Annotated in this window: 15 protein-coding genes; 7 read left to right on the forward strand and 8 right to left on the reverse strand. The window is 36.9% G+C overall.

Translation table 11 applies throughout. The features are described 5' to 3' along the window. Positions 1–34 precede the first annotated feature (34 nt). Together rpsR and rpsF are read right to left on the reverse strand one after the other, a co-directional pair. Positions 35–283, reverse strand: coding sequence for a 30S ribosomal protein S18 (rpsR, locus tag BscR1v2_RS02215; RefSeq protein WP_007477487.1), 249 nt, complete (start codon positions 281–283; stop codon positions 35–37). Beyond that, entirely contained in the window at positions 283–690 is a 408-nt protein-coding gene (gene rpsF, locus BscR1v2_RS02220) for a 30S ribosomal protein S6 (protein ID WP_010703562.1), read from the reverse strand. Before rpsF ends, rpsR begins: the two co-directional genes overlap by 1 nt. A 355-nt stretch (positions 691–1045) precedes the next feature. Between rpsF and BscR1v2_RS02230 the strand changes: the two genes are divergently transcribed. The 7 genes from BscR1v2_RS02230 (at position 1046) to gmk (ending at position 7245) form a co-directional block, all read left to right on the forward strand. Further along, on the forward strand, positions 1046–1633 hold the full coding sequence (locus BscR1v2_RS02230) for an undecaprenyl-diphosphatase (protein WP_078689578.1): 588 nt from the start codon (positions 1046–1048) through the stop codon (positions 1631–1633). A 74-nt stretch (positions 1634–1707) separates the two neighbouring features. Continuing rightward, a complete protein-coding gene (fabD, locus tag BscR1v2_RS02235) occupies positions 1708–2652 on the forward strand; it encodes an ACP S-malonyltransferase (protein WP_078689579.1) in 945 nt (314 codons plus the stop codon). Positions 2653–2670: 18 nt separating this feature from the next. Next, complete coding sequence (gene fabG / locus BscR1v2_RS02240; protein ID WP_078689580.1) at positions 2671–3408, forward strand: 3-oxoacyl-[acyl-carrier-protein] reductase; 738 nt, start codon at positions 2671–2673, stop codon at positions 3406–3408. A 261-nt stretch (positions 3409–3669) separates the two neighbouring features. Further along, positions 3670–3906, forward strand: coding sequence for an acyl carrier protein (locus tag BscR1v2_RS02245; protein ID WP_007477496.1), 237 nt, complete (start codon positions 3670–3672; stop codon positions 3904–3906). A gap of 115 nt (positions 3907–4021) precedes the next feature. Continuing rightward, positions 4022–5284 (forward strand): beta-ketoacyl-ACP synthase II, encoded by a 1263-nt coding sequence (gene fabF / locus BscR1v2_RS02250; protein ID WP_078689581.1) that lies wholly within the window; start codon positions 4022–4024, stop codon positions 5282–5284. Between the two features lie 107 nt (positions 5285–5391). After that, entirely contained in the window at positions 5392–6501 is a 1110-nt protein-coding gene (gene mltG, locus BscR1v2_RS02255; RefSeq protein ID WP_078689582.1) for an endolytic transglycosylase MltG, read from the forward strand. Between the two features lie 78 nt (positions 6502–6579). Next, positions 6580–7245 (forward strand): guanylate kinase, encoded by a 666-nt coding sequence (gene gmk, locus BscR1v2_RS02260; protein WP_078689583.1) that lies wholly within the window; start codon positions 6580–6582, stop codon positions 7243–7245. Positions 7246–7294: 49 nt separating this feature from the next. Here gmk and rsmA read toward each other — a convergent pair whose 3' ends face one another. From rsmA to lptF, 6 genes are all read right to left on the reverse strand, one after another. Further along, the gene (rsmA, locus tag BscR1v2_RS02265; protein WP_078689584.1) at positions 7295–8125 is read right to left on the reverse strand and encodes a 16S rRNA (adenine(1518)-N(6)/adenine(1519)-N(6))-dimethyltransferase RsmA; all 831 of its coding nucleotides are present in this window, start codon (positions 8123–8125) and stop codon (positions 7295–7297) included. Beyond that, positions 8116–9129 carry a 4-hydroxythreonine-4-phosphate dehydrogenase PdxA gene (pdxA, locus tag BscR1v2_RS02270; RefSeq protein ID WP_078689585.1) on the reverse strand — a complete coding sequence of 338 codons (1014 nt, stop codon included), beginning with the start codon at positions 9127–9129 and terminating at the stop codon, positions 8116–8118. The genes rsmA and pdxA overlap by 10 nt, the downstream gene beginning before the upstream one ends. Further along, a complete protein-coding gene (locus BscR1v2_RS02275; RefSeq protein WP_078689586.1) occupies positions 9110–10120 on the reverse strand; it encodes a peptidylprolyl isomerase in 1011 nt (336 codons plus the stop codon). The genes pdxA and BscR1v2_RS02275 overlap by 20 nt, the downstream gene beginning before the upstream one ends. Positions 10121–10213: 93 nt before the next feature. Next, a complete protein-coding gene (locus BscR1v2_RS02280; protein WP_078689587.1) occupies positions 10214–12586 on the reverse strand; it encodes an LPS-assembly protein LptD in 2373 nt (790 codons plus the stop codon). Continuing rightward, on the reverse strand, positions 12587–13678 hold the full coding sequence (gene lptG, locus BscR1v2_RS02285) for an LPS export ABC transporter permease LptG (protein WP_078689588.1): 1092 nt from the start codon (positions 13676–13678) through the stop codon (positions 12587–12589). It lies immediately after the preceding gene. Continuing rightward, on the reverse strand, positions 13675–14865 hold the full coding sequence (gene lptF / locus BscR1v2_RS02290; RefSeq protein ID WP_078689589.1) for an LPS export ABC transporter permease LptF: 1191 nt from the start codon (positions 14863–14865) through the stop codon (positions 13675–13677). Before lptF ends, lptG begins: the two co-directional genes overlap by 4 nt. Between the last annotated feature and the right edge of the window lie 359 nt (positions 14866–15224).

Here is a 15224-nt window from a genome sequence, read left to right on the forward strand (position 1 = left end):
AAAATATTCTGATTTTATTTTGAATATATACAGTCTATTTAACAACATATGGAAGCAACCCGAGAAAACGGGCACGTTTGATAGCATTAGCTAATTCGCGCTGTTTTTTCTGGCTGACGGCGGTAATACGTGAAGGGACAATTTTACCACGTTCTGAAATGTAGCGCTGTAACAGCTTAATGTCTTTATAATCAATCTTCGGAGCATTTGCACCTGAAAACGGACACGTTTTACGACGACGATGAAAAGGACGACGTACAGGGGTTTGATTAATTTCAATCATTATTCCATTCCTTCCGTGGTGTCTTCATGTTGGTGGCGCGTAGGGCGAGACCGCTCCTCATTTTTGCTAAAGGAGTCTTCTTGATTAGATCGTGAAAGCATGGCAGATTGTTCTTTTTCATGCTTTTCTACGCGGATTGTCATATAACGCAAAACGTCCTCGTTAATGCGCATTTGGCGCTCAATTTCAGCCATTGCTGCAGCTGGGGCATCGATATTAAGCAATACATAGTGAGCTTTGCGGTTTTTGCGGATACGGTAAGCAAGAGTGCAAAGACCCCAATTTTCAATACGCCCGATTGTTCCTCCGTGCGCTTCAATGACATTTTTATAAATTTTTAAAAGTTCATCAATCTGCTGTGGCGTGACACCCTGTCGGGCAAGAAACACGTGTTCATAAAGAGCCATTAATTTTGCCTTTCTTCAATTAAACTTCACCAGTTTTGGCGCAAAGCCTCTGCGACTTGTCTTTTTAGGAAACCCAAAAAGAAGAAAGGACGCATTTATAATTCGAGACATCCGAGAGTGGAGATACGGGAGGTCGGAATTATTGTATTTCCTACTGGTATTTTCCAGTCCTCCGTTCAACCTCCAGCCAAATGCTGGTAATGAGTGGCTGATATTTACAGCTTATCTCAAAAAATAGCAAGTTGATGATTGTAAAAAATGTGACTTAATTAAGTTTTGATATATTTTTATATATCTATTGTCTTTAAATATATAAAATAACATTCTATGGGCTGTAGGAATAAAAGAGGTGAAAATGGTTTTTTTAAACCAGATTGATGTAGCACTTTTTGAGATACTTTCTGGCAATCATCAAATGGGGATGGTGTTGGTTTGGATTGGTATTATTTGTGCAAAGTTTTTAATTTATGTGATTCCTGTACATCTTTTTGTGCTGTGGTTTTGCAGCGGATATAGGGAACGACGTGTAGCGCTAAGTATTTGTGTTAGCATTTGTGCTGCTCTTTTTTTTAGTTATCTTATTTCTCTTATTTATTTTCGTCCACGTCCGTTTGTTGCAGGTTTAACACAGTCATTAATTGAACATAAAGCAACAGCTTCTTTTCCTAGCCATCATGCTCTAGTTATTGCATCTTACACTACTTGCCTTTATTTCTATCAATACAAGCTTGTCTCTAAGTTTGCATTAGTATTGTTATTTTTGATCTGTTGGGGGCGTATTTTTACTGGCGTACACTATCCTTTTGATGTTTTAAGTGGTGCAGTTTTAGGAAGTCTAACAAGTTGGGGTATTATTCGATTGATTGCGCCTTACTTTCCTGAGTTTTTATATCAAATTCCACCCTTAAAATATAATTTTAAGACAAATATCTGTTCTAAATAGGTTGCTTTGTTTTGATTTATGCTTATGTGTTGGGGCAATAACAAACATTAATGCTCAATTGAGGAGTAAAACTAATGGTAGCAGCATTTACTTTTCCAGGCCAGGGAAGCCAAGTTGTTGGTATGGGCAAAGTGCTTGCAGAGCAATTTGTTGAAGCACGTATGGTCTTTGAGGAAGTTGATGATGCTTTAGGTGAAAAATTATCACATATTATTTTTGAAGGACCAGAGGATGTTCTTGCATTAACAGCAAATGCACAACCAGCTTTGATGGCTGTGTCGCTAGCAATTATTCGTGTGATGGAAAAGTTGGGATTAGATATAGAATCAAAAGTAAAATTTGTTGCAGGACATTCTTTAGGGGAATATTCAGCACTTTGTGCGGTTCGTACATTGAGTTTGGCTGATACAGCAAGGCTTTTACGAATTCGTGGCAATGCTATGCAGAGGGCTGTCGCTGTTGGTGAAGGTTTAATGGCAGCACTTATCGGTTTGGATGAACAAGATGTTGAAGAAATTTGCAGCGCCGTTTTAGGAGAAGGTCTATGTCAGATTGCTAATGACAATGGTGGTGGACAAATTGTTATTTCAGGTGAAGCAAAAGCAGTTGAAGCGGCAATGAAAGCTGCTTTAGAAAAAGGTGCTAAGCGTGCGCTTCTTCTACCGGTTTCAGCGCCGTTCCATTCGGCTTTAATGCAACCTGCTGCTGATGTAATGAAAGATGCTCTTTTAGCTGTTAACAAAGTAGCGCCTATTATTCCGGTTGTTGCAAATATTTCTGTTGCACCAGAAAGTGATCCAGAGCGCATTTTTATGCTACTTGTTGAACAGGTGACTGGGCGAGTGCGGTGGCGTGAAACAGTTGAGTGGTTTGGATCCAATGGAGTTGATACACTTTTTGAAGTTGGTTCTGGAAAAGTGTTAACAGGTTTAGCTCGACGTATTAATAAAGATATTAAAGGGTTAACAATTGGTACGGCTGAGGAAATTGAAAGTGCATTACAGGTACTAGGTGTTTAATTTTAGGAAGTTTGAAAGATGTTTAAATTAACAGGTCGTAAAGCTCTTGTAACAGGAGCGTCAGGGGATATTGGTGAGGCAATTGCGCGTTTTTTTCATGCGCAAGGAGCAATTGTTGGGCTTCATGGAACACGTGAGGAAAAGCTCAAGGAAGTTGCTGCAGATCTTGGTCAGAATGTTTTTGTCTTTCCTGCTAACTTTTTTGAGCGTGAAAGCATTAAACAATTGGCTGAAACGGTAGAAAAAGAGATGGGTGGTGTCGACATTCTTGTTAATAATGCTGGTATCACTCAAGATGGCCTTTTTGTGCGTATGCAAGACCAACATTGGGATGATGTATTAGCTGTCAATTTGACAGCTACTTTTACTCTAACGCGTGAATTGATACATGCTATGATGCGGCGTCGCTACGGACGTATTATTAATATAACATCTATTGTTGGTGTTGTTGGTAATCCTGGGCAAACAAATTATTGTGCTGCGAAAGCTGGTGTGATAGGCTTTTCTAAATCATTGGCACAGGAAATTGCATCACGAAATATAACTGTTAATTGCATTGCTCCAGGATTTATTAAATCTGCGATGACTGATAAACTTAATGAAAAACAGAAAGATGCAATTATGACTGCTATTCCCATGAAGCGTATGGGCATAGGTGAAGATATAGCTTCTGCAGCTGTTTATTTAGCGAGTGATGAAGCGGCGTATGTCACAGGTCAGACGATCCATGTTAATGGTGGTATGGCAATGATCTGAGTATTTATTTTATTCTACATTGATTTATAAGTTTTATTATTTTAGATAATAATAAGTGAAATAAAGCGATGCGTTTATTTCTTTGACGGGGTGATTGCTCAATCTTATATCTACGATGCAAAATTAGTTCATTTTTAAAGGATATCCACAGAATGTTCTAAAAATCATCGTTAAAATTTTGGAGCAATGCATCTATTGCTTGATTAGGTGAACTTATATCGCTAACCAAACAGGGAAACAATATAGAATTGTGAGGACAATATGAGTAATACAGAAGAGCGCGTTAAGAAGATTATCGTAGAGCATCTTGGAGTTGACGCAGATAAAGTTGTAGAAAATGCAAGCTTTATTGATGATCTAGGTGCAGATAGCCTTGATACGGTTGAGCTCGTTATGGCTTTTGAAGAAGAGTTTGGTGTAGAGATCCCAGATGATGCTGCTGAAACGATTTTCACAGTTGGTGATGCTGTAAAATTTATTGATAAAGCTTCTGTGTAATTTGATGTAAAGGGCAAGAGTGGTAGAATGCTTTTGCCTTTATTCTTTACTTAAAGCCATTTGAATTTGAACATATGGCTTTGAGGGGGTGAAGGGTTGATTCAAGGTTTAAAATATGAGACGGGTTGTTGTTACTGGTTTGGGATTAGTATCTCCATTAGCTGGTAATGTCGAATATAGCTGGAAGCGGCTTCTTGAAGGAAAAAGTGGTGTTCGACGTATTACTGAGTTTGATGTAGCTGATTTACCGTGTCAAATTGCTGCACGTATCCCCTTGGGGGATGGAACAAACGGTACATATAATGCTGATTTGCATATGGAGCCTAGGGAGCAACGCAAAGTGGATGCATTTATTACTTATGCGGTAGCTGCTGCCGATCAAGCATTTGCAGATGCTGAATGGTGTCCCAAAAATGATGAAGACCAAATTCGTACGGGTGTGATGATTGGTTCTGGTGTTGGCGGCATTGAAGGCATTGTTGAAGCCGGTTATACCCTTCGTGATAAAGGGCCAAGAAGAGTTTCTCCTTTTTTTATTCCAGGACGTTTGATTAATCTTGCATCTGGTTATGTCTCTATTAAATATGGTTTACGTGGTCCTAATCATTCAGTTGTAACAGCTTGTTCAACGGGTGCGCATGCAATTGGTGATGCGGCTCGTTTGATTGCGCTGGGTGATGCGGATGTGATGGCAGCAGGTGGTGCTGAATCCCCAATCAATCGGATATCTCTTGCTGGTTTTGCTGCTTGTAAAGCTCTTTCTACTAACCGTAATGATGATCCTGAGCGTGCATCACGCCCTTATGATGCAGATCGCGATGGTTTTGTTATGGGAGAGGGGGCTGCAGTTGTCATTTTAGAAGAGCTTGAGCATGCAAAAAAGCGAGGTGCTCGTATTTATGCTGAGGTTATTGGTTATGGTTTATCTGGCGATGCTTATCATATTACAGCTCCCTCAGAAAGTGGTGAAGGTGCTCAGCGCAGTATGGTAGCTGCTCTTAAACGTGGACAAGTGAATGTATGTGATATTGATTATATTAATGCTCACGGTACATCAACAATGGCTGATGTTATAGAATTAGCAGCTGTTGAGCGTGTTTTAGGTAGCTATGCGTCGCAGGTATCAATGTCATCAACCAAATCATCTATTGGGCATTTGCTTGGTGCCGCTGGTGCAGCTGAGGCTATTTTTTGTATTTTAGCAATACGAGATAATATAGCACCAGCTACTCTTAATCTTGATAATCCATCGATTGAAACAAAAATTGATCTTGTGCCACATAAGCCACGTGAACGAAAAATTGATACGATTCTTTCTAATTCATTTGGTTTTGGGGGAACAAATGCATCTTTGGTGATGCGACGCTTTGGAGAATAGTAAACATTTTTATTTATTATTATCGCTTCTTGAGCTTTTTTCTTTATAATAAGTTTAGGGTAAGAAATGATAGCGTAATATTTAAAAGTTACCAAAATTGATAAATCATGTCCGATGCGAAAAATGAAATACCGCCACAGGATGTAAATGATTCTTTATTGAATCATTTGCTTAGTAATAATGGTGTGTTACCGTATAAAAAGCGGAAGAGGTCGTCTATTTCCCGTAATCCATTTGTCATTCTCGGTAATTTTTTTCTAATGTTGATAGTGGTTATTATTTTGGCTGTCAGCATTCCTCTTTATATTGGGAAAAGTATATTTGAAGGAAAGGGAACGGCTGAGAAAGAAGAAATTATTTTGATCCGTCCTGGAACAGGAATTCGTGAAATTGCATCATTGCTTGAGCAACGTAGTCTTATTCGATCGTCTGATGTTTTTGTTTATGGAGTTGGTTATCATCAGAGTACGACACGTCTTAAAGCGGGTGAATATTTGATACCAGTTCATGCTTCGATGAAGGATATCATGGATATTCTTGTGAAGGGAAAGTCTATTGAGCATACATTCACAGTGCCAGAAGGTTTAACGGTTCAACAGGTTTTTGACCGATTAGCTGCTAATGAAGTTTTGGTTGGTGATCTTCCTGAGGTTTTACCTCCAGAAGGGAGCTTAATGACTGATACCATTCATTTCATTCGTGGTACAACACGTGCAGAGATTATAAAGAGATTGCGTGAAGAACAAACAAAATTAATTAATGAGATATGGGAATCTCGCTCATCCAATTTACCAATCAAGACCGTTGACGAATTTGTCATATTGGCATCAATTGTTGAAAAAGAAACGGGAATTGCGTCAGAAAGACCTCAAATTGCTGCGGTATTTCATAACCGCCTTTCTAAAGGTATGCGCCTTCAATCCGATCCAACGGTAATTTATGGTATTTTTGGTGGAAAAGGTAAGCCTTCAGGTCGCCCAATTTATCGCTCAGATCTTGAAAAGGAAACTCCATATAATACTTATAAAATTAATGGGTTACCGCCAACAGCTATTGCAAATCCAAGTCGTGATTCTTTAAAAGCAGTAGCGCATGCGCCGAAAAGTGATGCACTCTATTTTGTAGCTGATGGTTCAGGTGGGCATATTTTTTCTAAAACTTTAAATGAACATAATGTGAATGTCCGTAAGTGGCGCGCATTAGAGAAAATACGTTAGATCTTTTTAGATCTGAAAATTCATGACTTAAATTTTAATATATGGTTTTAGAAAAAAACTTTAAAAAAGAGTGATATGATGGCATTACCAGATAGTAAATTAAGCTCTCAAACAACAAATAGACGTCGTGGTTTTTTGTTTATTCTCTCTTCACCTTCAGGTGCTGGTAAATCAACCCTTTCTCGGTTAATGCTGAAAGATGCACAATTAGAACTATCTATAAGTGTAACAACACGACAAAGACGTCCCAGTGAAGTAGATGGTCTTCATTATCACTTTATTTCAAAGGAAGAATTTGAACATAAGCGTGATAAAGATGAATTTATAGAATGGGCTGAAGTTCACGGAAATTATTATGGAACTTTACGTAAAAACGTTGAAAATGCGCTGATAAATGGCCAAGATATGTTGTTTGATATTGATTATCAAGGGACAGAACAGCTTCAACAAAAAATGCCAGGGGATACTGTATCTGTTTTTATCCTCCCCCCATCGATGAAAGAGCTAGTTTCCCGTTTACATCGTCGAGCAGAAGATAGTCAGAGTATCATTGATCTGCGGTTGAATAATGCACGAACAGAGATACAACAATGGCGTTCTTACGATTATGTTGTGATTAACGAAGATTTAGATCAGTCCTTATTACTTATTAAATCAATTTATTTAGGAGAAACAGTGAAACGTAAGCGTTGCAGTTTTCTTGAATCTTTCGTTAATACACTTGTTAGCGAAAAAATTGATTAAGGCATTTATTGTTTTAAAAAGCCTTTACATGAGTAAAAGTTTTAAACTTTTAAATGACCAAATTTGCTAAAGATACAAATTCAGAAATCGAGAGTGTTTCAGCTCGACGTGTTCCGTCAATTCCAGATTTTTCTAAAAGCATTTCGCCTCCAATAGTTTTAAGACTTTGACGAAGCATTTTCCGCTTTTGTCCAAAGGCAGCTTTTGTCACAAGGCTTAATTTTTGTGTTGAACAGGGGAGAGGTTGTGGACGTGGAATAATGTGAACAACGGAAGAAGTAACTTTAGGTATTGGTGTGAAGGCTTTTGGAGAAACATCAAAAGCAATTTTTGCAATAGCACGCCAGCCAATTAATACACTAAGGCGGCCATAGTGAGGAGAATGAGGAGTAGCGGTAATACGTTTGGCTACTTCACGTTGAAACATCAGTGTCATTGATTTATAAAAAGGAGGCCATGGTTCAGTTAAAATCCAATTTAATAAGAGCTGTGTTCCGATATTATATGGAAGATTTGCAATGATATGTGGTTTCTCTGGATATGCTTCAAAAATTTCTGAAAAATTTTGCTTTAGTGCATCATTACAAATAACTTTTAATTTTTGCGGATAGTGTTTTTCTATATCCAATAGCGCCTGTAGACAACGTTCATCACGTTCTATTGCTGTTACGATGGCACCTTTTGCAAGCAAGGCGCGCGTTAAACCTCCAGGGCCTGGACCAACCTCAATGACAGGTTTTCCTGCTATATTTCCTGCTTGTTGGGCGATTTTAGATGTTAAATTAAGATCAAAAAGGAAATTTTGACCAAGAGATTTATTAGCTTGCAGTCCGTATGTATTAATTACTTCACGCAGAGGAGGGAGATTATCTATTGGCATGTTGTAAAACTATTTTTAGCAAGTTGATTTGCAAGTGTAAGAGCAGCAATGAAACTTTCAGGAGAGGCTATTCCCTTATTGGCAATGTCAAAAGCAGTTCCATGATCTGGAGATGTTCGAATAAAGGGCAATCCTAAGGTAATATTAACAGTGGTATCAAAGTCCAAAGTTTTAACGGGAATAAGGGCTTGATCGTGATACATGCAAAGAGCAACGTCATATGTTTGTCTCGCACGTTGATGGAACATTGTGTCAGGAGGTAGAGGGCCTATGATATTAAGTCCCTTTTTCTTAAGGTATTTAATTGCAGGAGCAATAATTTCGATATCTTCTTTTCCTATCGTACCATCTTCTCCAGCATGCGGGTTAAGACCGGCTACAGCTAAACGAGGTGTAGTGATTGCAAATCGTTTTTTTAAATCATTTTCAACAATTAATGCAGTTTGAATGATTAAGTTATACGTGAGGTATGAGGGAATTTCATTAAGTGGAATATGGACAGTAATAGGCACTGTTTTTAATTGCGGTCCGGATAACATCATAACTGGGTGGTAATGTTTATTTGAAGCTTTATAGGCGAGATAAGCGAGAAATTCAGTATGGCCTGGAAATTTAAATCCAGCATCATAAAGGCTTTTTTTTGCAATAGGGCACGTGATTAGTGCACACGCATGACCATCTTGAATCAATTGAACGCCGCGTGTGATAGCTTCAACTATTCCAACGATATTGCTTGATGAGGGGATTCCTAATTGGTCATTTTGCCGATTTTTTAATGGCATTACAGGAAGAGCTGTTTGGAAGTTTTTTACAAGATTATCTACAAAAACAGTTTCTATATCAACATTGAGTTGTAAAAAATGAGCACGTGAACGAATAACTTCAGGATCAGCCAAAAGAACAAAAGGTGGAATATGCCGTGTATTACGCATACTCCACGCTTTTAAAACTATTTCAGGGCCAATACCGGCTGGATCACCACTACTAACGACTAGTGGAACCATGATGATTTTGAATATGCGCTCTTTGTCGCAATTCTTTCAAATATTTCTCACTTAAAGCTTCAAGTTTTTGAGGAGTCCTTTTTTGACTGTCTTGAATAGAAAACATAAGTTGGGCAACACGATCATCAGAAACTTTTTTTATTTGGCAGACAGCAAGTGCTTCAATACCGTATGGAGTTTCATGCGGTTGGGTCATTTTTCCAGCAGGTGTTGCACGGATAGCTTGTTCCCAATCTGTAGGAAGTTGAGGTTCCAAAAATTTACCTAAATTACGAACAGTAACATCTAGAATGCCTCGTGTTTGTTTTTTGGTATTATCGCATCCTCGGAAATGTGCACGGAAATTGTTTATTTCTTGTGTACGTTTTGTGAGAAGTTCTGCACGACGGTGGGCAGGAATAACAAAAATAATTTGCTGTAATGTATATTCATTTGTTGAAGGTTTTATACCACCATTTTTTAATATTCTATGTGCGGCTTCTTGTTCACTAAGGTACCCATCTTCAGATTGATAACGCGCATTAACAAGACGCCCCCATCCCATTTGTCCACTAATATATGCTTTAAAGTGCTCTTCTGTGACCTCAGTTTGATTCAACATTTCACTAAGCTGATCAACGGTCATATTATTTTGTTCTGCAAAATTTGCAAAGGCGCTATTAATCTCATTATCACTAACATCAATATTAAGACGCTGTATTTCAATATTTTTAAGCATCTCATCAATGAGTTCATTTCTGGCTTGTGCAGAAAGATCACCCTGTTTTTGTTGTAATTTGAGAAAAGCGATGCGTCTTTGAATATCATAATTTGTAATAGGATTACCATTGACTGTGATAGCAACTGTCGTTTGCGCAAATACTGATGATATAAAAAATGCGCCTGTAAAGCTACTTACACCCAACACAGCAATGCAAAAGGTTAAAATAGAAGCGTAAAATAAAACAAAAGAACTATTTTTAAATCTGTTCATATGAGTAAAATTTCGCATTGGTTATCAATTTTCATTGGCAAATTAAAATATATGTTTTCCTACATAAAAACAATGATAAGTTAAAGTATTTCTACATTATTGCTATATTCATTATAAATCTAATTTTATCTTTTGCCCAATATCTGTGATTGTACGTAATGAAAGAGAGAAATTAAAATTCTGCAAAGGTGCATTTTTTCCTGGATTAGTTATTTGCTGATAGCCGATTTTTATTTCAAAACATTCATCTTTATAATTTAAATTTATTTCCCGCTTTACAAATGTACTAGATACTAAGTCATAACTGATATTATTATATATAGACCAATATTTAGAAAATTTAATACCAGTTTGAAAAGAAATTTCTTGACGATCTTGTGTATATTCGTAATTGGGTTGGTTTTGGATATAAGCATATTGTAAGGATGCTCTAAATTTTTCCCATTTTTGAGATGCTTCTACTTCACCACGGCGTATTTGACCTGTCTTTTTATCAAAACGTCCACGAGATTCTAAAGCAAAACCACTATCATGATTTGCATTAAACATTGCAACATAATCTGAACGCAATGTTTCAAGACCAGAATTAGCGCTTACATTGACAAAGTTTTTTTCTGCAAAAGAATTTTTTCCTGCAAGATGAAAAGATTGTCCAACAAGACCATAAAGTGACCAATCATTATTGAAACTTCCAGAATATCTTAGACCTATATTTGCTCTTGTTCCACCTTCGACACGGTCATAACCAGAGAATTTGTCACGTTGAAATAGAGTGGTTGCATCAAATACGAAGCTTTGTGCATCTTCATTTGGTAACAGTCCGGCATATTGTTCATTATTGCGTATAAAGAGTTGTGCTGTTGGTTCTAAGACATGTGAAGAAATGCCAGAAGTTACAAGGAGGGGGTAACGTAATTCTAAACCTGCTGTTGCCATGCCGCGAATAGTTGGTGAGGCAATGTTAAATTTTATCGACGAGTCATTTGTGAGATGGTCAGGATAACTTTTCTGGGCATTTGTTATTGTATCAGTACGTAATGCGAGAATAGGGGTTACTAGTAATCCGTTTTGTGTATTAAAACGCTTTTTCCATTCTATTTCACCGGTTAACCGAAAACTATTTCCAGGTATATCAGAAGGCCGAGAGACATAAGGGGGATGTTCTTGCCAATCGGTATAGTTGAAGTCAGAGTGATTACGATAAATTGATTGCATATTGCCATGAAAAGTAAGTTCTCCAGTGTAAACTTCTTTGTCTGGTGTGAAAAAATAATCGATACGGGGTAAAACCCATGCTTGCTGAGAATGACGTTTGTTAATGGTATTTGTAGGTATCAAATCTTGGACTGTGAAATGGTAAAAACGCGTATCAAAGTAATTTTTTCCTCCAAGGCCGTTCAAATAAAGCTGAGAAAGCTGTACAGGATTACTATAGTTTTCAAGTTTATATGTACGGCTAAAATGCCTATCTGACTGGGCAAAAATATCCCAACCATAAGTCCAACGTGAATTAATACGGAAATCGCCTTTTGTTGCCACCATATAACGGTTATTTTTTTGCGCATCAATTGTGTCATTATCGAACTTATGAGGATTAATTTGATATATATGAGCAAAACGGATGTTATAATTTCCTGTTTTTAAACGCTGACGCCATTCTCCTTCAGTTAAAAGTCCTTGTTTTGTGTAGAAAGTGGGGGAAAGTGTAAAATCATAATGAGGTGAGAGATTCCAGAAATAAGAATTCTTAATACCAATACCAAGATGATCAGTATAAGAAAGATGAGGAGCAAGTAAACCGCTGACGCGTTTTACATTTGGATCAGGCAATTCAAAAATAGGAAACCGGACAATTGGTACACCAAAAACTTCAAAATGACCGTCTTCAAATTGAATTGTTTTAGTAGTACTATTCCATATGATCTTTTTTGCTTTAATTTGCCAAAAGACTTCATTATCTGATTTGTAATGATGAGGTTCACACGCTGTATAGACAGCATTATTGAAGATTGTAAGCTGACTTCCTCTGCGTTCAGCATTTTCAGCTGCAAAATGTGTGTTGTTAATAGCTTCAACGCGTAAAAAATTTACAAATCCTTCACCAAGGTCTTGAGTCAAGTCAATATAATCAGAATAGACTTTATTACCATCCTTTTGAATAATTTCAACATTTCCTTGTGCTATAATACGCCCTGTTTTTTGATTGTAAGTAACTTTCTGGGCAATAACTTTATTGTTATCATATTCAATTTGAACATTTCCTTCAGCAGAGACAGTGTCTGCGTCATGGTTGTAAGTGAGTTTGTCAGCAGAGAGTAAAAGGGGAGATGTTAGGGATTGAATATGGTTTTGAGGAGAAAGATTAGAATTTTGTGCTATTGCAGAATAAGATAAGGTTATGCCTAAAACAAAACTGATAGCACTTTTAAAAAACAATGTGTTCAGTTTTGTCAAAATTATCCTCTTACTTGTAAGCAATTTCACCTAGCCATCCTCTTTATGAAGTAAAAAGGAAACTCCAAAAAACAACGCAATAACAACTGGCGTCCAAGCAGCAATAACTGGAGGAATGTATCCAGCATTACCAAAAGCTTGAACAAGTACGGAAATGACATAAAGCATGAATCCAGCGATTACACCACCAAGAATTAATGCTTTAGATTGTCCAAATCGTGTAAATTTTAGTGATACTGTCGCAGCAATAAGAGTCATTGCTACGAGTAATGCTGGCAATGCAATCAATGATTGTAAGTACATATCGAACTTATTTGCAGAATAACCAAATGATCGCGCAGCTGAAATTTTTCTTGGTAATTTGTAAAATGGAATAGTTGCAGGATCGGCTAAATATTCAGTTAAAAACTCCGGTTTTAGATTTGTTTTTATCCGAAATTCAGTAAATTTTTCAGGAACATAACCTGTTTTGTAGATCGTGCCATTCGTTAACAGCCAAGCGTCATTTGTTAGTGTTGCTTGTTTTGCGTGGATCCAGTTCTTAACTGTTGCGTTATCATTATATTGCACAAAGGTTGCATCAATAAGAGAGAGGCCTTGCTGTGTGATTGATCTGGCTCCAATAGTTGTTGTCCCTAAATTTGTATGTTGTGTTAACCATGGGATACGATTCTTGTTGATAGATGTTTGAACATTATTACTACGCCATTCAGCAATCATTTTTTCTGCTTGAGAAGATCCCCACGCGGCAAGTGGATTTATAAAAAGAATCGAAAACAATCCAAAGAGAAAAGCTCCAAGACAAGCCGGTATGAGAAATTGCCACGCAGAAACACCGATTGAACGAGCAACAACAAGTTCAAATTTTTTGTTAAGTGATATTAGCATAGTCATTGCAGAAAATAGTGCAATAAAAGGAAAGAGTTGCTGCATAATAAAAGGAACACGCAACGCTGAAATAAGAAGTGCGCCTTTTGCTGTATAATGGGGAAGAGAAGCTAGCCGACCAGAATTTTCCGTAAAGTCAATTAAAAGGGCAAGTATAAAAATACTCAATACAAAATAACAGGTTGTTTTGATATAACGTACAAAAAAATATCGTCCAAGCGTCCATCCAATCATGATGTTTTGTCCGAAGAATAGTGAGATTTTCGATATTTAGATTTGTTCGTCATTTTCTGAAGAAGTGTTTGAATAGTATCGTTAAATCTTGCGGGTATACTAATTTTACGGTTTGTCAGTAGCATAAAAAAGATTAATACGCTTACTCCTATTGGAGTAATATAGAGCAGAGGGACGTAAGTGAGATCATTCTTTGTTTTTTCAGCGAAAAAATATTCTATCCAATAAATCAGCAAGGAAAAAGTAATCGTGAAAACAATTGCCGATGTGTGTGCTTGTCGATGTGAACGCGCATCTCCTGCTGCAGCTACTGCAATTAAAGCAAAAACAATTGGGTAGAGCCACTCTGTGAGTCGACGGTGAAATTCAGCTTTGTATTGAAGCGGGTTACGCTGATAATAGGGATCATATGGGTCAGGATGCAATAAATAAGAAAGAGGCCTGTCTTTAGGATAAATAGTTGGTACTCCATTATTGGGGATGAATTCACTTAAGCTAAAAGTATAGGAGTTAAATTTAATAATCGAAACACTATCATTTTGATAATTCACTCTTTCAATTTCACCGTCATTGAGGACTAAAAAATTTCCATTTTTATTACTAACAATTGCACCTTTTTTTGCATAATAGAGAAGGTCAATCTTAGAATCGCGCTGGTCGGCAATGAAAAGACGTCCAATGGTTCCATCTGGGTAGCGTTCACCAATTTCTATATAAAGGTTGTTTGTTAGTGCTTGAAAGCTGCCTTCACGAATAAAAAGATTAATGAGGTCTGAATGAGTGTTTGCCAGCATTTGTCGCATATTAAGGCGCGCTTGAGGAGCAACAAAATTAGCGATTGAAAAAGATGTACATGCAGTAAAAATAGCTAAAAGAAGAATTGGTTTTAAAACAGTGTTTTTGGAAAAGCCAGAAGCACTGATAATAGCTAACTCTGAGTCTTGATTCATTGTTGAAAGGATAGTTGTAATTGCAATCACTAGTGCAAATGGGATGATGAGGGAAATAACAGGAGGAACTAATAAGGATGAAAAGTATAAAACTGTTAGGAATGTTTGCCCACTTGTTGTAAGAAAATCAATTCGTGCAAGGACTTGCACTGTCAAACTAATACCGATTGCTGCGACCATCACAGCGCTAAATAAAATAAAAACACGTTTTAGGATGTATAACTCAATAATACGCATAAATTGGGTAACATCCTTAGTCTTTAATTTAAAGAAGATACTATATAATGTGCCAAATTAATAAGACATAGTCGTCAAAATTAAAAAACAACCTCTTTGTGCTCTTTTTTCTAGTAAGCAACAGGAGATAATTAAATAATCTTAATTCATTTTGCCATGTTTTTTCAAGTATGGTATCAAGAAAAGCTAAGAAAATAACACAGAATAAATTTTTTCATTTATTTTTAAAAATTATGATTCTTCTTGTTTCTTTTTGCTATTGTTTAATACATTACAAAAAGACAATACACACATAGTAAGAAAAAAATATGGTATTCCAAACCGTTCCTTCTCTTTTTAGAAATACAGAAATGTTTTTA

The sequence above is a fragment of the Bartonella schoenbuchensis R1 genome (assembly GCF_002022685.1).
Classification (GTDB): domain Bacteria; phylum Pseudomonadota; class Alphaproteobacteria; order Rhizobiales; family Rhizobiaceae; genus Bartonella; species Bartonella schoenbuchensis.

Excerpts from the sequence above, each read along its gene's own strand:
- gmk (WP_078689583.1), top strand. The coding sequence starts at position 6,580 with ATGGCATTACCAGATAGTAAATTAAGCTCTCAAACAACAAATAGACGT.
- rpsR (WP_007477487.1), bottom strand. The coding sequence starts at position 283 with ATGATTGAAATTAATCAAACCCCTGTACGTCGTCCTTTTCATCGTCGT.
- fabF (WP_078689581.1), top strand. The coding sequence starts at position 4,022 with ATGAGACGGGTTGTTGTTACTGGTTTGGGATTAGTATCTCCATTAGCT.
- rsmA (WP_078689584.1), bottom strand. The coding sequence starts at position 8,125 with ATGCCAATAGATAATCTCCCTCCTCTGCGTGAAGTAATTAATACATAC.
- pdxA (WP_078689585.1), bottom strand. The coding sequence starts at position 9,129 with ATGGTTCCACTAGTCGTTAGTAGTGGTGATCCAGCCGGTATTGGCCCT.
- lptG (WP_078689588.1), bottom strand. The coding sequence starts at position 13,678 with ATGATTGGATGGACGCTTGGACGATATTTTTTTGTACGTTATATCAAA.
- fabG (WP_078689580.1), top strand. The coding sequence starts at position 2,671 with ATGTTTAAATTAACAGGTCGTAAAGCTCTTGTAACAGGAGCGTCAGGG.
- mltG (WP_078689582.1), top strand. The coding sequence starts at position 5,392 with ATGTCCGATGCGAAAAATGAAATACCGCCACAGGATGTAAATGATTCT.
- BscR1v2_RS02245 (WP_007477496.1), top strand. The coding sequence starts at position 3,670 with ATGAGTAATACAGAAGAGCGCGTTAAGAAGATTATCGTAGAGCATCTT.
- BscR1v2_RS02275 (WP_078689586.1), bottom strand. The coding sequence starts at position 10,120 with ATGCGAAATTTTACTCATATGAACAGATTTAAAAATAGTTCTTTTGTT.
- BscR1v2_RS02230 (WP_078689578.1), top strand. The coding sequence starts at position 1,046 with ATGGTTTTTTTAAACCAGATTGATGTAGCACTTTTTGAGATACTTTCT.
- fabD (WP_078689579.1), top strand. The coding sequence starts at position 1,708 with ATGGTAGCAGCATTTACTTTTCCAGGCCAGGGAAGCCAAGTTGTTGGT.
- lptF (WP_078689589.1), bottom strand. The coding sequence starts at position 14,865 with ATGCGTATTATTGAGTTATACATCCTAAAACGTGTTTTTATTTTATTT.
- rpsF (WP_010703562.1), bottom strand. The coding sequence starts at position 690 with ATGGCTCTTTATGAACACGTGTTTCTTGCCCGACAGGGTGTCACGCCA.